Source organism: Actinacidiphila oryziradicis, from assembly GCF_005047355.1.
GTDB lineage: Bacteria > Actinomycetota > Actinomycetes > Streptomycetales > Streptomycetaceae > Actinacidiphila > Actinacidiphila oryziradicis.
In genome coordinates, this window is the sequence record NZ_SUMC01000001.1 from 421,248 (window position 1) to 440,952 (window position 19,705).

Annotated in this window: 17 protein-coding genes, 1 other RNA gene and 1 pseudogene; 4 read left to right on the plus strand and 15 right to left on the minus strand. The window is 70.7% G+C overall.

All coding sequences use genetic code 11. The annotated features are described in order from the left end of the window. Window positions 1-245: 245 nt before the first annotated feature. Window positions 246-368, plus strand: coding sequence for a hypothetical protein (locus tag FCI23_RS62250; protein ID WP_265737712.1), 123 nt, complete (start codon window positions 246-248; stop codon window positions 366-368). A gap of 26 nt (window positions 369-394) precedes the next feature. Here the strand turns inward: FCI23_RS62250 and FCI23_RS01990 are convergent, their stop codons facing one another. From FCI23_RS01990 to FCI23_RS02000, 3 genes are all read right to left on the minus strand, one after another. Then, window positions 395-1,486, minus strand: coding sequence for a hypothetical protein (locus tag FCI23_RS01990; protein WP_136721640.1), 1,092 nt, complete (start codon window positions 1,484-1,486; stop codon window positions 395-397). A gap of 110 nt (window positions 1,487-1,596) precedes the next feature. Further along, window positions 1,597-1,887, minus strand: a complete 291-nt coding sequence (locus FCI23_RS01995) for a DUF3039 domain-containing protein (protein WP_136721641.1) — start codon at window positions 1,885-1,887, stop codon at window positions 1,597-1,599. An 11-nt stretch (window positions 1,888-1,898) separates the two neighbouring features. After that, the gene (locus tag FCI23_RS02000) at window positions 1,899-2,486 is read right to left on the minus strand and encodes a YqgE/AlgH family protein (protein WP_136721642.1); all 588 of its coding nucleotides are present in this window, start codon (window positions 2,484-2,486) and stop codon (window positions 1,899-1,901) included. 203 nt (window positions 2,487-2,689) lie between these two features. On the opposite strand from FCI23_RS02000, the gene murA reads away from it, so the two are divergent. Further along, window positions 2,690-4,030 (plus strand): UDP-N-acetylglucosamine 1-carboxyvinyltransferase, encoded by a 1,341-nt coding sequence (murA, locus tag FCI23_RS02005; RefSeq protein WP_136721643.1) that lies wholly within the window; start codon window positions 2,690-2,692, stop codon window positions 4,028-4,030. 126 nt (window positions 4,031-4,156) lie between these two features. On the opposite strand, the gene FCI23_RS02010 is transcribed toward murA, so the two are convergent. The 6 genes from FCI23_RS02010 to FCI23_RS02035 all read right to left on the minus strand — a co-directional run bounded on the left by FCI23_RS02010 (window position 4,157) and on the right by FCI23_RS02035 (window position 13,425). After that, window positions 4,157-4,438, minus strand: a complete 282-nt coding sequence (locus FCI23_RS02010; RefSeq protein WP_136721644.1) for an HU family DNA-binding protein — start codon at window positions 4,436-4,438, stop codon at window positions 4,157-4,159. Window positions 4,439-4,654: 216 nt separating this feature from the next. Next, window positions 4,655-6,061: an NAD-dependent malic enzyme gene (locus FCI23_RS02015; RefSeq protein WP_136721645.1), complete on the minus strand. Its 1,407-nt coding sequence runs from the start codon at window positions 6,059-6,061 to the stop codon at window positions 4,655-4,657. A gap of 571 nt (window positions 6,062-6,632) precedes the next feature. Beyond that, window positions 6,633-8,981, minus strand: a complete 2,349-nt coding sequence (locus FCI23_RS02020; protein WP_136721646.1) for a HelD family protein — start codon at window positions 8,979-8,981, stop codon at window positions 6,633-6,635. A 576-nt stretch (window positions 8,982-9,557) separates the two neighbouring features. Then, a complete protein-coding gene (locus tag FCI23_RS02025; RefSeq protein ID WP_136721647.1) occupies window positions 9,558-10,730 on the minus strand; it encodes a uroporphyrinogen-III synthase in 1,173 nt (390 codons plus the stop codon). Window positions 10,731-10,898: 168 nt separating this feature from the next. Next, entirely contained in the window at window positions 10,899-12,275 is a 1,377-nt protein-coding gene (locus FCI23_RS02030; RefSeq protein WP_136721648.1) for a nitrate/nitrite transporter, read from the minus strand. A gap of 190 nt (window positions 12,276-12,465) precedes the next feature. After that, window positions 12,466-13,425 carry a LysR family transcriptional regulator gene (locus tag FCI23_RS02035; protein WP_136721649.1) on the minus strand — a complete coding sequence of 320 codons (960 nt, stop codon included), beginning with the start codon at window positions 13,423-13,425 and terminating at the stop codon, window positions 12,466-12,468. A gap of 84 nt (window positions 13,426-13,509) precedes the next feature. Between FCI23_RS02035 and FCI23_RS02040 the strand changes: the two genes are divergently transcribed. Next, window positions 13,510-14,598, plus strand: coding sequence for an MFS transporter (locus FCI23_RS02040; protein WP_322973779.1), 1,089 nt, complete (start codon window positions 13,510-13,512; stop codon window positions 14,596-14,598). Then, on the plus strand, window positions 14,595-14,804 hold the full coding sequence (locus FCI23_RS62980; RefSeq protein WP_322973780.1) for a hypothetical protein: 210 nt from the start codon (window positions 14,595-14,597) through the stop codon (window positions 14,802-14,804). Before FCI23_RS02040 ends, FCI23_RS62980 begins: the two co-directional genes overlap by 4 nt. Here FCI23_RS62980 and FCI23_RS63550 read toward each other — a convergent pair. The 6 genes and pseudogenes from FCI23_RS63550 to ftsX form a co-directional block, all read right to left on the minus strand. After that, a pseudogene (locus tag FCI23_RS63550) lies at window positions 14,752-15,830 on the minus strand (nitric oxide synthase oxygenase). The gene FCI23_RS62980 and the pseudogene FCI23_RS63550 overlap by 53 nt on opposite strands. An 8-nt stretch (window positions 15,831-15,838) precedes the next feature. After that, entirely contained in the window at window positions 15,839-16,342 is a 504-nt protein-coding gene (locus FCI23_RS02050; RefSeq protein ID WP_136721650.1) for an allene oxide cyclase barrel-like domain-containing protein, read from the minus strand. A 218-nt stretch (window positions 16,343-16,560) separates the two neighbouring features. After that, window positions 16,561-16,932, minus strand: a transfer-messenger RNA (tmRNA) gene (ssrA, locus tag FCI23_RS02055). Window positions 16,933-17,027: 95 nt separating this feature from the next. Continuing rightward, window positions 17,028-17,510, minus strand: a complete 483-nt coding sequence (gene smpB, locus FCI23_RS02060) for an SsrA-binding protein SmpB (RefSeq protein WP_136721651.1) — start codon at window positions 17,508-17,510, stop codon at window positions 17,028-17,030. A gap of 18 nt (window positions 17,511-17,528) precedes the next feature. After that, the gene (locus tag FCI23_RS02065) at window positions 17,529-18,698 is read right to left on the minus strand and encodes a S41 family peptidase (RefSeq protein ID WP_136721652.1); all 1,170 of its coding nucleotides are present in this window, start codon (window positions 18,696-18,698) and stop codon (window positions 17,529-17,531) included. Window positions 18,699-18,766: 68 nt separating this feature from the next. After that, complete coding sequence (gene ftsX, locus FCI23_RS02070; RefSeq protein ID WP_136721653.1) at window positions 18,767-19,684, minus strand: permease-like cell division protein FtsX; 918 nt, start codon at window positions 19,682-19,684, stop codon at window positions 18,767-18,769. Window positions 19,685-19,705 lie beyond the last annotated feature (21 nt).

Genomic DNA, 19,705 nt, shown 5'->3' on the forward strand with positions numbered 1-19,705 from the left:
GCGCAACTGGGTGCCGCGTGGGGTGCTCATCGTGTGCGGCGCCTGCGGCCGATACTCCCGCGTGGCGCGGGGGACCCCGCGTCGCTACCTGGGCACGGGGCGGGTTCTTCCTGAGGCAGGACTTCCTCCGACCTCGAACACACCGCAACGCTGCCGCCGCAGGCCCGCCTGCCGCACAGGCGTGCTAGTACGCTTCGCCCAGGAGCCCCAGGCCAATCAAACGGCCAGACAGGATGTGAGCCCCGATGGACTCCTCGGACGAGAAGCAGACCTCCCGCCATCTCTGGTGGCGGGTCGCGTACTTCCTCCTCGCCATCCACCTTGTGGCGTTCGTCATGATCTTCGCAGCGATGCACGCCCCCAAGTAGCGCGCCACGCCGGTCGTCGGCACCGCTCAGCGCGCGGCGTCGTCGCGGCGCCGCCGCTCTCGGGCCAGCAGGGCGACCGCGCCGGCCAACGCCGCCAGGAACCAGGCGAAGTGGGCGTAGAAGAGCAGCGCCCACCAACCCGCGGAGCGGACACCGGCGGCGGAGAGCGCGAGGGTGGTGCCGATCAGGGCGCCGGCGGCGCAGAGTTGGACGGCGGCGAACCGGCTGGGCAGGAAGTCGCGCCGGAGGAAGTCGGCGCCGTACCACCACCGGATGGCGCGGGCGGCGGCGTAGAGGGCCGCCAGGGCGCCACCGGCGGCGGCCGCGACCAGCCAGTCGGGCCAGGGGTGTCCGCCGACCCCGGCGGCGCAGGCGAAAGCGGTGGCGGCGAAGGGGATCACGGGGAGAAAGGCGCCGGAACCGATCACGGCGGTACGGGTTCTGGAGGGGTCGCCGGCCAAGTCGGCGCGGGCCAGGGCGCGGAGCGACTGAAGGCGGCCGGAGGCGCTCGTACCGGACGAGCGGGCCTGGACGAGCCACAGGGCCGCGGCGACAGCGGCCATCAGGGCCAGTACGCACCCGACGACCCACCCGCCGGCGGTGGGCACCATGACGCCGACCGCGATCGCCGGTAGGACCGGCAGCCACCACCTGGGGGCGCGGAACTGCCGGGGATCGGCTCCGAGTTCGACGGCCCGCCGGGCGGTGGCGTCGCGTTCGAGGCGGTGTTCCTTCGGTATGCCGGTGAATGTGCGGTACTCCGCGAGGGCCCGCCACAGGGCGACCCGGGCCTCCGGCTCGTGCGGGGCCAGGGCCACGGCGCGGCGGGCGGCGGCGAGGCTCTCGGGGATGCGGACCAGCAGCCGGCAGGCGTCGGCGACGACCACCTGGGCCTCCCAGTCGTCCGGGTCGCCCCCGGCCGCACGCAGGCCGACCGTCAGGGCGGCAGGCCCGTCGCCGAGCATCAGCAGCACCATGCCCGCCAGCACCAACACCCCGGTGTCGGCGGGCCGGGCATGCGCCAGCGCCCAGTCGACGGCCTCCCGGCTCTCGGCGGGCCGCCGGCCGGCGGCGAGGTCCCGCGCCCGGACCAGGTAGTCGTATGAGTCGCCGCCCAACGGAGCCTTCCTGTGCCGGTGTGCGCCACCGTCGAGGACCGGGAGCGCACTGAGGATCCACGCCGGAGACCCGGCACCGATCCTCGGTGCGCTCCCAGGGGCGGGACGGCCTACTTCTTACCGCTCTTGTCCTTGTCGCCGCCACCGCCACCGAGCGGCATCGACTCGAAGATCTCTTTGCACATGGGACAGACCGGGTACTTCTTCGGGTCCCGTCCGGGGACCCAGACCTTGCCGCAGAGCGCGACCACCGGCGATCCGGAGAGCGCGCTCTCCATGATCTTGTCCTTCTGTACGTAGTGGGCGAAGCGCTCGTGGTCGCCATCGCCGCTCGACACCTGCGGGATCGGCTCAACGAGAGTGCCAGTGCCCGCTCCGCGTTCGGGCTCAAGAGTGCTCATACCGGCCAAGCCTAATTGAGCGATGGGTCGTCCGGGTACGTTGCCACCATCGCCAGTTCGCTGCGTTGCCGTCGCAACACGGAGCGCCACAGGTGCTCCGGGTCCGGCGAGGAAACGTCCCCCGGCTCGGACTCCACGACATACCAGGCGCCCTCGACCAGCTCATCCTCCAGCTGCCCCGGTCCCCACCCGGCGTAGCCGGCGAAAATCCGCAGCGAACCCAGCTCCGCCGCGAGCAGTTCGGGGGGCGCCTCCAGGTCGACCAGCCCGATCGCGCCGTGCACCCGGCGCCAGCCCAGCGGCCCCGCGCCCTCGCCGCTCTCGCGGTCATCCCATTCGCCCGGGACGACGGCCAGGCCGAGCGCGGAGTCCAGGGACACCGGACCGCCCTGGAAGACCACCGGCGGCATCCCGGCGAAATTCGCCCACGGCTCCAGGACATCGCCGACGCCGACCGGGGTAGGACGATTCAGGACAACGCCAAGCGTCCCCTCCTCGTCGTGGTCGAGAAGGAGCACCACCGCCCGGTCGAAGTTCGGATCCGCCAGAGCGGGCGTCGCCACGAGCAGTCGTCCGGTGAGCGAGGACACCTCGGTCATGGTCAACATCATCCCGCATCCGGAGCGATTGCGTGTCGGCAACAGACGGCTTCGGTACGAACGCACAGCGTGCTGTAGCGAACTCATGACACGTGAGGCACTGCACAGCCAGCTCTCAGGACCTGGCAGGCCCATTACCATTTCCCCTTGGTGCCTCCGGGGACCCCGCTTGATTTCTGCCCGTCTCCAGGAACGCGAGAGCTATGACCGGCCCAGACGATGTACTCCTTGTCCACGGTGGCACCCCTCTCGAGGGTGAGATCCGTGTGCGCGGTGCGAAGAATCTCGTGCCCAAGGCCATGGTGGCCGCCCTGCTCGGCAGCGAACCGAGCCGGCTCCGCAATGTCCCCGCCATCCGCGACGTGCGCGTGGTGCGGGGGCTGCTGCAGCTGCACGGCGTCACCGTCCAGGCCGGCGAGGAGTCCGGTGAACTGGTACTGGATCCCTCGAAGGTGGAGAGCGCGAACGTCGCCGACATCGACGCGCACGCCGGCTCCTCGCGGATCCCGATCCTGTTCTGCGGCCCGCTGCTGCACCGCCTCGGCCACGCCTTCATCCCGGGCCTGGGCGGCTGCGACATCGGCGGCCGGCCGATCGACTTCCACTTCGACGTGCTGCGCCGGTTCGGCGCCGTCATCGAGAAGCGGCCCGAGGGCCAGTATCTGGAGGCCCCGCAGCGGCTGCGCGGCTGCAAGATCGAGCTGCCTTACCCGTCGGTCGGCGCGACGGAGCAGGTGCTCCTCACCGCCGTCCTGGCCGAGGGCGTCACCGAGCTGCGCAATGCCGCCGTCGAGCCGGAGATCGAGGACCTCATCTGCGTCCTGCAGAAGATGGGCGCGATCATCACGATGGGGCTGGACCGCACGATCCTGATCACCGGTGTGGAGAAGCTCGGCGGCTACAACCACCGCGCCCTGCCCGACCGCCTGGAGGCCGCCTCCTGGGCCTGCGCCGCGCTCGCCACCGAAGGCAACGTATATGTGCGCGGCGCCAGCCAGCGCGAGATGATGACCTTCCTGAACGTCTTCCGCAAGGTCGGCGGCGCCTTCGAGGTCGATGACCACGGCATCCGCTTCTGGCACCCCGGCGGGCCGCTCAACGCCATCGCCCTGGAGACCGACGTCCACCCCGGCTTCCAGACCGACTGGCAGCAGCCGCTCGTCGTCGCCCTCACCCAGGCCGCCGGCCTCTCCATCGTCCACGAGACGGTCTACGAGTCCCGGCTGGGCTTCACCTCCGCGCTGAACCAGATGGGCGCCCACATCCAGCTGTACAGGGAGTGCCTCGGGGGCACTCCCTGCCGCTTCGGGCAGCGCAACTTCCTGCACTCCGCGGTCGTCAGCGGCCCCACCAAGCTCGAAGGCGCCGACCTGGTCATCCCGGACCTCCGGGGCGGCTTCTCGTACCTGATCGCCGCCCTGGCCGCCCAGGGCACCTCCCGGGTGCACGGCATCGACCTCATCAACCGCGGCTACGAGAACTTCATGCGCAAGCTCGAAGGCCTCGGTGCCCAGGTGGAGCTCCCGGCCGCCGTCACCGTCTGATCCCCACCGCCCCCCTCGCCGCGGAGGGGGGCTGCGAGGAGGGCGGCGCCCGGAGCCGGGAGCCGCCCGTCGCGCAGGCAAAAGGGCGGCCCCGTCGTGGGGCCGCCCTTTATCGTTGCCTGGAAATTACTTGCCCTTGGCGGCTTCCTTGAGCTTCGAGCCCGCGGAGACCTTCACGCTGTGACCCTCGGGGATCTGGATGGGGTCGCCGGTCTGCGGGTTGCGCGCGGTACGAGCGGCACGAAGGGTGCGCTCGAAGGTCAGGAAGCCGGGGATGGTGACCTTCTCGTCGCCCTTGGAGACGATCTCGCCGACAACCTCGGCGAAAGCGGCCAGAACGGCGTCGGCGTCCTTCCGGGTCACCTCGGCGCGCTCGGACAGAGCAGCCACCAGCTCACTGCGGTTCATCTAAATCTCCTTGCATGGAAACCCCAACGATCACCGTCGGGGAAGACGCATTCTCGGGTCCCGCAGACCCGCGGCTGCGAGTGCGCCGCGCCCCTGCGGTGCGGCCCACACCGCCCGGGTACGCATCCTGCCCCTATTTCTGGGGGAAAAGCCAATCCGGCACCCGGGAGAGTCACAGAAAATGCGGGCCGCACACAGCGCGATGACGCTGCGTTGTCAGGTTGTAGCCGTAGCGGCCTTACGCACCGCACCAGCGACCGCGCCCGCGACCTTGTCGTTGAAGACGCTGGGAATGATGTAGTTGGCGTTGAGTTCACCCTCGCCGACAACCCCCGCGAGGGCCCCTGCCGCCGCCAGCATCATCTCCGTATCCACCGTACGGGACTGGGCGTCCAGGAGGCCGCGGAAGACACCTGGGAAGACCAGTACATTGTTGATCTGGTTGGGGAAGTCGCTGCGGCCGGTGGCGACCACCGCGGCCGTCTCGCGGGCGATGCCGGGCTCGATCTCGGGGTCGGGGTTGGCGAGCGCGAAGACGATGGCGTCCTCCGCCATCGCCGCGACATCGGCACCGTTCAGGACGTTCGGGGCAGAGACCCCGATAAAGACGTCGGCACCGGCCACGGCCTCCTTGAGGGTGCCGGTGACCTCCTCCGGGTTGGTGTTGTCCGCGATCCAGCGCAGCGGCGATTCCGGGTCGGCGTCGACCAGGTCCTCGCGGGCGCTGTGCACCACGCCCTGGATGTCGGCGACGACCGCGTGCTTGACACCGGCGGCGATCAGCAGGTTCAAGATGGCGGTGCCCGCCGCGCCCGCACCGGACATCACGACCCGTACGTCGCCGATCTCCTTGTTCACAACGCGCAGAGCGTTGGTGAGCGCGGCCAGGACGACGATGGCGGTGCCGTGCTGATCGTCATGGAAGACCGGGATGTCCAGGGCCTCCCGAAGCCGCGCCTCGATCTCGAAGCAGCGCGGGGCGGAGATGTCCTCCAGGTTGATGCCCGCGAAGCCGGGGGCGATGGCCTTGACGATAGCGACGATCTCGTCGGAGTCCTGGGTGTCGAGGCAGATCGGCCAGGCGTCGATGCCCGCGAATGTCTTGAAGAGCGCCGCCTTGCCCTCCATGACCGGCAGCGCCGCCATCGGGCCGATGTTGCCCAGGCCGAGCACGGCCGAGCCGTCGGTGACGACCGCGACCGAATTGCGCTTGATGGTGAGGCGCCGGGCGTCCTCGGGGTTCTCCGCGATGGCCATGCAGACCCGCGCCACGCCCGGGGTGTAGACCATGGACAGATCGTCGCGATTGCGGATGGGGTGCTTGGAGGCCATCTCGATCTTGCCGCCGAGGTGCATCAGGAACGTACGGTCGGACACCTTGCCGATCGTCACACCCTCGATACGGTGCAGCTTTCCGACGATCTGATCCGCGTGAGCGGTGGAGGTGGCCGCGATGGTCACATCGATCCGCAACTTCTCATGTCCTGATGCGGTGACGTCCAGACCGGTCACTGACCCGCCTGACGACTCCACCGCGGTGGTGAGCTGGCTGACAGCGGTCCCACTCGCCGGGACCTCCAGCCGCACGGTGATCGAGTACGAGACGCTGGGCGCCGTTGCCATGCCGACCTGCCTCCATTTGCCGCATCATCTGCGCGCGTGCAGCCCCCGCACCTGTGTACGGGGTACCGCATCGATGCTGCCACCTACCGGTCAGTACGAGTAAACCCGACCCTATTGTGTGCCTTACGGTCGGGGTCGAGGTACATCAGACCGCAAGACCGGAATGACAATCCAGGAACCTTTGTTAGCCTGGGTGAGGCACCGGCTCGATCCAAGCCCCCGGGCCCAACCTTAGGCGCTTCGAGCGCCCACTTGCCGCGAGGCGAGCATGGCGGGTCGGTGCCGCTTACGTCCGATGGGGCGCCCCTCTTCCGAGGGGCGCCCCATCGACGTTTTTCCGCTGCTCGCCGCTGCGGCGTTGGCGGGCGCGTCCCTACGCGCCCTGGCAGGATTGACCCGGTTGTGGGCAGGCGTGCCGCAGGGCAATGGGGGCACCTCCCATGCCCTTAAGGCTATGGGGGAGGGTGGGCACAACGCCGACCACCGGCCCGCAGCCGGCCTGGCCCATCGCCCGTTACCCGGTACGGGTACGCCGCGCCACGCGCCCGGCCCCGGCCGCCCCGGCTCCCCGTCAGTCTCGCAAGAGGTCCGGCACGCCGGAGGCATCCGGTTTGTCGCGCTCGCCGGAGAGCACCGTGAGCCGCTGGGTGGCGCGCGTCAGCGCCACGTAGAGCACCCGCAGCCCCGCCGGGGACTCGTCGGCGATCTCCGCCGGGGAGACGACGAGCGTGGCGTCGTATTCGAGGCCCTTGGCCTCAAGGCTGCCGAGCGCCACGACCCGGTCGCCGAGCCCGGCGAGCCAGTCGCGAGCCTGCTTGCGGCGGCCCATGGCGACGACCACGCCGACAGTGCCGTCCACCTCGTCCAGCAGCCGCCGGGCCTGCTCACGTACGGCCGCGCCGAGGTCGCCGTCCGCGACCACCGCGAACGCGGGCACGACGCCGGTCGAACGCACCGCGCTCGGCGACTCCATGCCGGGCATGGCCAGCGCCAGCACCTTCGCCGCGAGATCGGCGATCTCCGCCGGGTTGCGGTAGTTGACGGTGAGCGTGAAGCGGCGGCGCGGGCGGGTGCCCAGGGCCTCGTCGCGGGCCTGGGCGGCCTCGTCGGGGTCGGTCCAGGAGCTCTGGGCCGGGTCGCCGACGATGGTCCAGGTCGCCACGCGGCCACGGCGGCCCACCATCCGCCACTGCATGGGGGTGAGATCCTGCGCCTCGTCGACGATGACATGCGCGTACTCGGAACGCTCCTGGTCCAGGCGGTCCTGGCGGGAGCGCCGCCCGCCGCCCATCCGGTCGGCGAACGTCGTCACCTCGTCCAGGCCCGTCAGGTGGTCCAGCGGATCGGCGTCGGCCCGCTTCGGGCGCGGCGGCGGCCCCAGCAGGGCCTCCAGCTCGTCCAGGAGCGCCACATCGTGCACGGAGAGCGGTCCGGTGCCCGTCACCGGGTTCAGCCGGCGCAGGGACCGCGCCACGCGGCGCACTTCCGGCGGCGTCAGCACCCGGCGCGCCCAGCGGCCGAGCCGCTTCTCGTCGGCCAGTGCCGCCAGTACCCCGCGCGGGGTGAGCACCGGCCACCACGCCCGGAGGAAGCCGGTGAACTCCGGCTCGGTCGAAACATCCTCATCGAACGCCTCGCGTGCTTCGGCCTCCAGCGCGGCGTCGTCGTAACGGCGGTGTGCCTTGCGCCACAACGCGTCCAGCAGCAGGCGCCGGGCGCGCGGCAGCAGCAGGTTCACCGGCGCCGTGCCGCCCAGCACGGCGTGCCGGATTCCCGACAGCTCCTCCTCGTCCAGCTCCAGGCGCCGCCCGAAGGCCACGACCCGCAGCCGTGCGGGCGCGCCCACAGGACCCTGGGCACCGCCATGCCCGGCGTCGTCGAACAGCCCCGCCTGGCCGTAGCGGCGGGCGGGGGGCGGGCATTCGAGGGCGCCACGGGCGGCCTTGTGGAGCACCTTGAGCATGCGGAGGCTGCCCTTGATGCGGGCGACCGCCGGATCGTCGTACGTGTCGGCCTCGGCACCCTCCACGAGCGAGCCGACGGCACGGATCGCGACCTGGCCCTCCTCACCGAGGGAGGGCAGGACACCCTCGGTGTAGGCGACGAGCAGCGGTGTGGGGCTGACGACGAGAATCCCCCCGGCGTAGCGGCGCCGGTCCTGGTAGAGCAGATAGGCGGCGCGGTGCAGGGCGACGGCGGTCTTGCCGGTGCCGGGCCCGCCGGTCACCTCGGTGACGGAGGCGGCGGGAGCGCGGATGACAAGGTCCTGCTCGGCCTGGATGCTGGCGACGATGTCGCGCATCGTGTGGCTGCGGGCCTGGCCGAGGGCGGCCATGAGCGCCCCGTCGCCGACCACCGGCAGTCCGGTGCTGAGCTCCGGGCGCAGCAGGTCGTCCTCGACGCCGAGCACCTTGCGGCCCTTGCTCCGGATGACCCGGCGGCGTACCACCCGGCCCGGGGCGACCGGGGTGGCCTGGTAGAACGGCGCGGCGGCCGGGGCCCGCCAGTCGATCACCAGCGGGGCGTAGTCCGCGTCCAGCACGCCGAGCCGGCCGATGTGCAGCGTCTCGGCGATGCTCGCGGTGTTGTTCCGCACGGCGTCATCGGCCGGCTCCACCGAGGTGTACGCGCCGTCCGCGCCACGTTTCCCGTCCTTGCCGGGCAGCAGGTCGATCCGGCCGAACAGGAAGTCCTCGAATTCGGCATTGAGCCGGTTCAGGTGCAGCCCGGCCCTGAACACCTGCGCGTCACGCTCGGCGAGCGCACCAGGCGTCCCGACCTGGCCGCGCTTCGCCGCGTCGTCCATCAGGAACTCCGCCTCGTGAATCTTCTCCTCAAGGCGTTCGTACACCCGGTCCAGATGCGTCTGTTCGACGGCGATCTCCTGGTCCCGGACCCCCACTGCGGTCTGCGCGGCCACGCAAGACCCCCTTCTCCCTGTGCGTTTTGCGATCCGCGCGGGCGGCTACGGGAACGCGCGCGGAGCAGCCTGCAACCGTACGCGAACGAGGGCACCCTCCGCATCCGCTACCCGCCACCTTTTGCCGCCTCGGGCCGCGCTTGCCCACCCTCCCCCAGCCTTCGGCCCGGGGGACCCCATCTCGCTTCGCCCGCCCATGCCCCGGCAGCAGCAGGTACCCCCGGCCAGAAGCCTGCCACGTCGGCAACAAGCGCGCCGACCGCCAACACACCACATGCCCTCCCCCCGTAGCAGACGCGCCGACCGTCGGCACCCACCCCCCGGCCCAGCCACCCGCACGAGCACAAACCCCCACCCATGAGGGCCGGGGCACAAAAGCGCCGGACGCCAACACATCACACCCCGGCCGCCTGACGGCAGTGACGGGCCCGGGCCACCCACCATGCCGGGGAACGGGTGGGTGGGTGGGTGGGTGGGTGGGTGGGTGGGTGGGTGGGAAACCCCGCCGCAGGCGCCACTGGCCACCGGCCCGCGCCCGGCGAACAGCCGGACAGGCAAGCAGGCGCAGCCGGAACGCTACGGTGAGCCGGCGTACTTCTCGTCGGTCACCGGGTCCAGCGCGAGCCGGTAGCCACGCTTGACGACCGTCTGAATGAGCTTGGGCGCCGCGAGCGCCACTCGGAGCCGGGCCATGGCGGTCTCGACGGCGTGCTCGTCCTTGCCCGCCCCGGGCAGCACGCGGAGGAGGTCGCCGCGGGAGACGACCCAGCCGGGCCGGCGGGCGAGGGCCCGGAGGAGGGCTATGCCGGCCGGGGGGACATGGTGCAACTCGCCGTCCACCACGACGGCGTGGCCGCGTATCTCGACGCGGTGCCCGGCGACAGGGAGCGGGCGCACCCGCCCGGGGAGTTCGCGGGCGAGGACCTGTACGAGCGGGCCGAGCCGGAATCGTTCGGGCTGGAAGGTCGGGACGTCCCGGGCCTCCAGGGGGAGGGCGGTGACCGGCCCGACGCAGGCGGGGAGCACATCGTGCCGCAGGGCGTCCAGGACCTCGCCCTGGATCCCGCGGCGCTCGGCGCGGTCGAGGAGGGCGGCGGCGGCCGGGGCACTCGTAAAGCTCACCGCGTCCAGCACCCGCGCGACCAGCGCGTCGAGGAGGCGGTCGACGGGCGCGATGTCCTCCGGCGGCATCCAGCGGTACACCGGTACGGCGACGACTTCCGCCCCGGCCTCGCGCAGCGCCTCGATGAAGCCGGGCAGCGGCTCGCCGTGCAGCTGGATGCCGATCCGGCGTCCTACCACACCCTCCTCCAGGAGCCTGTCAAGAACTTCGGCCATCGATTCGGAAGCGGGCGACCACGCCTCCGTAAGACCGGCCGCGCGGATCGCGCCACGCACCTTGGGCCCGCGGGCGAGGAGTTCGACGCCGCCCAGCCGGGTCAGGAGCGCTTCGCCGATGCCCCAGCCGTCGGCGGCCTCGATCCAGCCGCGGAAACCTATGGCGGTGGTCGCGATCACCACGTCGGGGGCGTGGTCGACGAGCTGTTTGGTCGCGGCCAGCAGCTCGGTGTCGTCCGGCAGCGAGACGATCCGCAGCGCGGGGGCGTGCATCACGACCGCGCCGCGCCGCTGCAGCAGGGTGCCGAGTTCCTCAGCCCGTCGGGCGGCGGTCACTCCTATGGTGAACCCGGCCAGCGGCAGCACCCGGTCGGGGTCGGGTCGGCCGTGGTCTGCGTCGTGCGGTTGCATGGCTGAGGTCCCACTCCGCTGGAGATGGTAGAGGCTCGTGTTTTGCCGTACGGCTGGGATGGTCGTCCGGACACCCCGCCGGTAGCAGGGATGCTGCCAAGACGGGGTGACGGATGTGGTGCGCGGAGATTTCTCCCGTGTTACACGGAGTTGCGGGGGATTCGCCGGCTAGACCTCGGCGTAGCCGAGCTGCGGCTTGGGATCGGTCTGTTTCCCGGCGGCGGGGGCGGTGGCCGGCCTGCGCAGGTATACGGCCCAGGTCAGTGCCGAGCACACCCCGTAGAAGACGAGGAAGGAGACGAACGCCGGGGTGCCGGTGTGCTCGGTGAGGAAAGACTGTCGCAGCGCGAGGTTGATGCCAAGGCCGCCCAGTGCGCCGACTGCGCCGATCAGGCCCATGGCGGCGCCGGAGAGCCGGCGCCCGTAGGCGGCTGCGGCCTCGCCGGTGAGACCGCCGGCGAGAGCCTTCGCGTGGTATATGCCGGGGATCATCTTGTAGGTGGAGCCGTTGCCGAGCCCGGTGAGGACGAAGAGCACGATGAAGGCCGTCGTGAACAGCGGCAGCGACTTCTGGACCGAGGCGATGACGACACCGAGCGTCGCCACGGCCATGGCGAGGAAGTTCCAGAGCGTGATCCGCGCACCGCCGAAGCGGTCCGCGAGCCGCCCGCCGACCGGGCGGATCAGAGAGCCGAGCAGCGGGCCGATGAAGGTGATCGAGGCGGCCTGCAGCGGGGTGCGGGCGAACTGGTTCTGCAGAACGAGTCCGAAGGCGAAGCTGTAGCCGATAAAGGACCCGAAAGTGCCGATGTAGAGGAAGGACATGATCCAGGTGTGGCCGTCCCGGACGGCCTCCTTGGCGGCGCCGGTGTCGTTCTTCACCGGCGCGAGGTTGTCCATGCGGAGCGCGGCGAGCGTGGCCGCGACGACGATCAGCGGGATGTAGACGGCGAGCAGAATCCGCGGGTGGGTGGCACCCGCCGTCCCGATGACCAGCAGGCCGATGAGCTGGATGACCGGCACTCCGATGTTGCCGCCGCCCGCGTTGAGACCCAGCGCCCAGCCTTTCTGCCTCAGCGGGAAGAAGGCATTGATGTTGGTCATGGACGAAGCGAAGTTACCGCCGCCGAGTCCGGTGAGCGCCGCCACCAGCAGGAAGGTGGAGTACGAGGTGCCCGGCTCCATGATCACCGCCGCCGCGATCGTCGGCAGCAGCAGCATCGCCGCGCTGAAGACCGTCCAGTTGCGGCCGCCGAACCGCGCCACCGCGAAGGTGTACGGGACCCGGACGAGCGCGCCGACCAGGGTGGCCATCGACACCAGGAAGAACTTCCCGGCCGGGTCGATGCCGTACTCGGGGCCCATGAAGAGCACCATGACGGACCACAGGCTCCAGATCGAGAAGCCGATGTGCTCGGAGAGGACCGAGAAGAGCAGATTACGGTTGGCGGTCTTCTTCCCGCCGCTCTCCCAGAAGTGCTCGTCCTCCGGGTCCCACCGCTCGATCCAGCGGCCCCCCTCGCGTGCGACGGTCGTCCCAGTCATGACGCCTCCAGGCAGTCCAGGCCCTACTGACAGGCACGACAGTAGGAACGCCGCGTTTCGGCCCGACGCCCTGAGGTGACGCCGGCGCAACCTTGCTCTCACCCGTCGTGCGGAGGCACTGTGAGCGCTCCGCGACGGTCCGCCGACGCGCCGGGCACTCCGGGAGCCACCTGCCGGGGGCGGCCCCGGCTCAGCCGCCGGCCAGCGCCGCGTCGCGCTCCGGGAGCCAGCTGCCCGGCGGACGGGCGAGCCACTGCCCGGCGGCGCCCAGCCGCGCCACGGCACCGTGCAGGGCGTCCAGGCCGGGATGGCGCAGGCCCGCCCGCCACACCATCGACACGGGCGCCAGCGGCACCGGGTCGGTGATGGAGCGGCTCACGAAGCCGGGCATCGCGATGAATTCGACCGATCCCAGCACCGCGCACCCCAGCTTCCGCATCACCCGGGTGAATTCCGCCGCCCCCTGGATCGGCGGCAGCGGCGGCGCGATCGCGATGCCGCGCCCCGCGAAGAGCAGCGCCGCGAGGTCGGTCCACTCGGCGGTCGCGGCGTTCCCCGCGGCGGCGTAGAGGGTCTCGCCCTCGAGGGCGCCCAGCGGCACCGCCTCCCGCCCGGCGAGCGGATGGTCCTCGGGCAGCAGCACCGACATCGGCTCGTAGCGGACCGTACGGTGCCCGAGCCCGGCCAGCACCGCCGGCTCCAGGCCCGCGACGCGGCCGAACGAGACATCCAGCCGCCCCGCGAGGACCTCGGCCGCCGCACCGGTCAGACCGCTCTGGAAGCGGGCGAACAGCTCGGTGTCCGGGGCCGCCCGGCGGGCCTCGGCGAGCACCTGATTGCCGGTGCTGACCGGCGCGCCCACATCCACCAGCAGGGGGCGCGCCCCGGCCGTGAACGCCGCTGTCAGCGCGTCGTGCGCCTCCAGCGCCCGCCGGGCGTAGGGCAGCAGCCGCTCGCCGTCGGCGGTCAGCTCCACCCTGCGTGTCATGCGTACGAAGAGCTGGGCACCCAGCTCCCGCTCCAGGCGGCCGATATCGCGGCTGAGGGCCTGCTGGGCGACGTAGAGCCGGGCGGCGGCCCGTGTGAAGTGCAGCGTCTCCGCGACGGCGGTGAAGGCGCGGAGCAGGCGTGGCTCGATGTCGTACGGCATGCGCACATTTTGACAACACAAGCGCGTGAATGGTCACCGATCAGGTGTTGGACCGGCGTCGGTCCCGCCCGCGACGGTTGCGGGGTGAACAACGAACCCGTTCCACCCCTCCTGACCGTCACCGGCGGCACCCTGGTCATCGCCGACCGCACCCCGCGAACCCCCCGGCCCCGGGGTCCGTACGGGCGGCTCTTCACCGCGCCCGGCAGCCTCGCCTTCACCCTCACCGGCGCCTTGGGGCGGCTTCCGGTGTCCATGCTCGGGGTGGCCACCGTCGTCATGGTCGCCACCCTGCGCGGCTCCTACGCCCTGGCGGGGGCCGTCTCCGCCGCCGGGCTGATCTCCGCGGCCGTGTCCCTGCCCTTCGTGGGCCGGCTCGTCGACCGGCACGGCCAGGCGAAGGTGGCGGTTCCGGCCGCCGCCGCGTCCACCGCCGGGGCCGTCGCCCTGCTGCTCTGCGCCCACTGCGGCGCCCCCGACTGGACACTGTTCGCCGGGTGCGCGCTCTCCTCCGTACGCCCGTCGCTGGGCGCGATGACCCGCGCCCGCTGGGCGGAGCTCTACCGGGACGACCCGGCGGCGCGGCATGTCGCCAACTCCGTCGAGCAGGTCATCGACGAGCTCTGCTTCATGGCCGGGCCTGTGCTGGCCATCGTCCTGTGCACCGCCCTCTTCCCCGAGGCCGGGCTGCTCGTCTCCACCGTCCTCTTCGCCGCCGGTACGTTCCTCTTCGCCGCCCAGCGCCGCACCGAACCGCCTCCGGCGCGGCTCACTCCTTCGACCCCGGCCCGGTGGCCGGTACCAGGGCTGGCGGCGCGGGAGTCTCCCGCCCGCCGCCGCAGGCCCGGGATGGCGGGCGTGCTGGCGGCGTTCTGCTGCACCGGTGCTGTCTTCGGCTCCATGGAGGTCGTTACGGTCGCGGAGGTACAGCGGCTGGGCCACGGCAGCACCGCGGGCCTGATCCTGGCGCTACAGGCGGGCGGTTCCTGTGTGGCGGGGCTCGCGTACGGGACGCTGCGGCCGAGCGGGCCTGCGCGGCGGCGCTATGTGCTGTGCACCGCCGCGATGGCGGCGCTGCTGGTGCCGCTGACCATGCGCACGGCCTGGGAGCACTGGCCGCGCTGCTCTTCGTCGTGGGGCTGGCCACGGCGCCGACGATGGTCACCGGTATGACGGTGGTCCAGGAGCTGGTCCCGGACGACCGGCTGAACGAGGGGATGACCACCGTCTACACGGGCCTGATCGTCGGTATCTCCGCCGGTGCGGCGGTCGGCGGGGCGGTGCTGTCCTACTGGGTGCCGGTCGCGGCGGGGGCGGCGGCGTGTGTCATGGCAGCGGTATCGGCTGCCGGCGGAAGTTGGGGCGGGGGGCGGCGTTGACGTAGGCGCGGCGGAAGACCGGAGTGGTGGAGGCGGACAGCGGCGGGACGATCCAGTCCCGGTCGGCCGGTGTCGTACGGCCCCGGCGGCGCTCGCGCTCCTCGTGGGTGACGAACTGGCGGGTGACGGTGTGGTGGTCGACGATGTGCACGCCGGCCAGCTCGAAGGAGTGCAGGACCGCACGGTTGGTCTCGATCAGGGCCCGGTCCTTCCACAGGGTGTTGTCGCGGGAAGTGTCGAGCCCCATGGCGGTGGCGACCTGGGGCGGGACGTCGTACCGGTCGGGGTCGGTGAGATTGCGGGCGCCGATCTCGTAGCCGACGTACCAGCCGTTGAACGGGCAGGCCGGGTACTCCACGCCCCCGATCTCCAGGCATATGTCGGAGATCGCCGGCACCGCGTGCCAGCGCAGCCCCAGCCCGGCGAACCAGCACAGGTCGGGATGGGACAGCGGGACCTGAAGCACCTCGTCGGCGGGGAGTTCGAACCAGCGCGGCGCCTCGCCGGGCATCTGGATGACCACCGGCAGCACATCGAACTCGCCGCCTTCCCCGCGCCAGCCGAGCGCCTGGACGTCTTCGGTGAGATCCACGTGCAGGGGTCGCCGCGTACGGTTCCGTCGGGTTGCCGGTACCCGGCGTAGCGCACCAGCTGGGGGTTCCAGATCCGGATGCCCGAACCGTCCGGCCGTCCGGCGGCGAAGACGGTGATGACCGGCCGGAGGTCACCGCCGTTGGTGGCCAGCCGCAGGTGCTCGACGCAGGCCTGGAAGACCGCCTCGGCGCTGTCGGCGTCGCGGCGGTCGAGGACGTGCAGGGCCTTCCAGCGCAGCCTCCCCACGCAGCGGGCATGGTTGCGCCAGGCGATTCTGCAGCCATGGACCAGCTCTTCGGACGTGTGCCGGTATGTGCCCGTGGCGCGGATCTCGCCACGGACCGCTTTCCAGCGGGCTTCGCGGTCGCCGCCGCAAGGATTTTCCGGATCCTGTAAGAAGCCCAGCGCTTCCCGTTCGGTGTGTGCCACCACGCCAGGGATCAGTGTGCGAGCCGGATGCGGAAGGAGACCTTCCGGCCGTCCATGACGACCTGTGCCTCTCCGCTTGCACCCGCGTACCGGCCGGTGCCTCCGACCACGGCCGACTTGTCCTTGAACGGCCCGGAGCCGAATCTGTCGATCATGGCGCTCAGCGCCAGGTCCCCGTCCGCGGTGCGCAGCACCCGCTGGCACTGGGTGATCGCTCCGTTCCGGGTGACCAGCACCGCGGAGCAGCGGGCACTGCCGTCGCCGACCTTGGCGCCATGGTCGTCGTACACCTTCAGATAGGTCACCCAGCTGTCGCCGACGGCGATCCGGGCGGGCTGGGTGTCGACCTGCTTGACCGCTGTGAGGGTCAGCTCATGGGCCGCCCCGGGCGCGGGCGCGGCCTGGGCCGGCTGGAGTACGAACGCGGACACGGCGGCGCCGGCGGCGACCAGCGCGGCGGCGGAGACGGCAGCGGCGGTACGTGCGGTGCGCCGGGTACGGAAGAAGACGGCCATCGGGTCCCCTGAATGTCGACGTGGACTGGAGCTCACACAGTCCAGCAGCATTCGTGCTGGAATAAGGCGATATACACCGACAAGTTTCCAAAACCACTCGCACGGGTCAATCTCAATCCAGGCAGGCCAGGCAGGCCAGGCAGGCCAGGCAGGCCAGGCAGGCGCGAAAACGACGAGGGCCCCCGCCAACCGGCGGGGGCCCTCGTCGTACATGGGATGAGTGGAGATGGCGGGAATCGAACCCGCGTCCTGTGGTGCGGAATCAGGGCTTCTCCGAGCGCAGTCCGCTGTGCTTTTCTCGGCCCCGGCAGTCACACGGACAAGCCGCCGACAGGCCCAGCCACTGTTTGATTTCCCATTGAGTCCCGTGGCCGGGCTCAATGGTTTAGTTCCCTAGATTATGCCAGGATCCGGGTCGGGAACACTCCCGGGCTGACAATTTCGCAGGTCGCTACTTAGGCAGCGAGGGCGAAATGATCGCTGTTAGGCTTGGCGATTATTTTTTTGCGACATATGGTTAACGAGATCATTGCCGCTTCCTCGGCTCGCTTCCCCTGCTTCGACATCCCCAGTCGAAACCGATCATCCCCATGTTGATTTTTCAAGGTGCTCCGACGGCCTACCGCCGGTGCTTCCCCCATCATACGTGAACAACGCACGCCGGGGCCAGCGCATTCCCCGCGGGTCAGCGGCCCCGCTCCCGCCGCTTCGCCGCCGAGATCGCGCGGTCCGACTCGCGGCGGTCCTGCTTCTCACGCAGGGTCTGCCGCTTGTCGTACTCCTTCTTGCCCTTGGCGAGCGCGATCTCGACCTTGGCCCGCCCGTCCTTGAAGTACAGCTGGAGCGGCACGATGGTGTGCCCGGTCTCCTGCGACTTCTTCACCAGTTTCTCGATCTCGTCCCGGTGCAGCAGCAGCTTGCGTTTACGCCGGGCGGAGTGATTGGTCCACGTCCCCTGGGTGTACTCGGGGATGTGGACGTTGTGCAGCCACGCCTCACCACCGTCCAGCTGCCCGAAGCCGTCCACCAGGGAGGCACGCCCCAGGCGCAGGGACTTGACCTCGGTGCCGGTGAGCACCAGGCCCGCCTCGTAGGTGTCCAGAATGTGATAGTCGTGCCGCGCCTTCTTGTTCTGCGCGATCAGCTTGTGACCCGTCTCTTTAGCCATAGCTTCGCCATTCTCGCACTACGGAGGGGTACCCAGGCCACTCAACACTTCCCGGGCCTCGGCCTCGGCGTTCTCGCCGCCGCTTACCGCGAGGTCGGGCGCGATCCCCCGGCCGTCGACACTACGCCCGGCGGGCAGGCGGTAGTGGCCGACGGTGAGCTCGGCGACCGAGCCGTCGGGGAGCGCGCTGGGCATCTGGACGGAGCCCTTGCCGAAGGTGCGGGAGCCGACGACGACGGCGCGGCCCCGGTCCTGGAGGGCGCCGGACAGCAGCTCGGCGGCGCTCATGGTCCCGGCGTCGACCAGCACGACCAGCGGCGTCTCGGTGTCGCCGCCGTCGTCGGCGTAGAGGGCCTGCTGCTTGCCGTGCACATCGTACGTGGCGACCAGGCCGCCGTTGAGGAAGGTGGAGGCGACGGAAACGGCCTCCGTCACCAGGCCGCCCGAATTGCCGCGCAGGTCGAGGAGGACGCCGCCGGAGCTGTCATTGCTGTCATGGACGGCCGCGCGGACCTGCCTGCCGACGCCCTTCGTAAAGGCGGCGATCTTCACGGAGGTGATGTGGCCGGCGAGATGCTGGACGGTGACAGCCTCGGTCGGCAGCAACGCGCGGCGCAGATTCGCCTCCCAGGTGCGTCCGGCCCGCTGGAGGCCGAGCCGTACTGCGGTGCCCGCGTCGTTCGTACCGCGCAGCCGGGAGACGACCTCCGTGACGGGGCGGCCGATCACCTTCGTACCGTCGATGGATCTCAGCCAGTCGCCGACGGCGAGATGCCCCCGGGCGGCGGGGCTGCCGCCCTGCACCCGGCTGACCTCGATCCGGCCGTCGTCCAGGCGCCGCACCCAGAGGCCGACGCCCACATACCGGCCGTCGAGCGACTGCTGGAAGCCCTCGTACTCCTGCGCGGTGTAGAAGGCCGACCAGCGGTCGCCGCTGCGGCTGACCAGTGCCTCGGCGGCCTGGGAGCCGACCTTGCCGTCGTGGATCGCCTCGGCGATCTCATCGGTGTCGGCGACGGACCCGGCGGCGATCCGGGCGGAGGAACGCTGCGGCTTCCGGCCGCCGGTCGGGGAGTCGCCCCAACCACCGGCCGCCGCACCGGTGGCGAGCACCGCGCCGAACACCAACGTCAGAGTGGCCCCGCGGCGAATACGGCGGGGCCTCCCGAATGTCAATGGGCCTGGCACGACCGGCAGTCTAGGACAGAAGAGCGGCACCGCACCCAAAAATGGCGGTAAGGCGCTCTTGGCGGGAATCACACCTTGAGGTACTTGCGCAGCGCGACGAGCGCGGCGACGGCGGGCATCAGGATGCCGACCGCGAGCACCAGCGGGAGCACCTTGATGACATCACTCCAGCTGAGGAAGTTGATCAGGGTGATCTGTTTGGCGAGCGCGAGGCCATGGTCGACGAGGAAGTACCGGCCGACGAGCAGCATTCCGCACGCCATGATGCCGCCGACCAGTCCGGCGAAGGCCGCCTCCATGAGGAACGGCATCTGGATGTAGAACCCGGACGCGCCCACCAGACGCATGATCCCGGTCTCACGCCGACGGCTGAACGCCGAGATTCGCACGGTGTTGACGATCAGCAGCATCGCGACGGCGAGCATGAAGACAAGCACCGCGTACGCCACGTACACCATGCCGTTGAGCAGCCGGAACAGGTTCTCCAGCAGTGCTCGCTGGTCCTGCACCTCCTGGATGCCGGGCCGGCCGGAGAAGGCGCTGGCCACCACGTTGAACTTGGTGGGGTCCTTCAGCTTGACCCGGAAGGACTCCTGCATCTGGTCCGGGGTGAGGGAATCAGCCAGCGGCGAGTCCTTGAACTGCTGCTTGTAGTGCGTGTAAGCCTGTTCGCTGGACTCGTAGTAGACCTTCTGCACCACGGGCAGCTTCAGCAGGTCCGCCTTTATCGACGCCTTCTGCGCGTCGGTGACCGCCCCCTTGGTGCAGTTGGGGTCGCTCTTGGCGTCGTTCTTGTTGCACAGGAAGATCGACACCTGGACTCTGTCGTACCAGTAGCCCTTCATGGAGCTGACCTGCTCGCGAACGAGGAACGCACCCCCGGCGAGGGCGAGCGACAGGGCCACGGAGATAATCACCGCGAAGGTCATGGTGAGGTTGCGGCGGAGGCCGACGCCGATCTCCGACAGCACGAACTGGACGCGCATGATGTCCTTTCAGAAGACTGA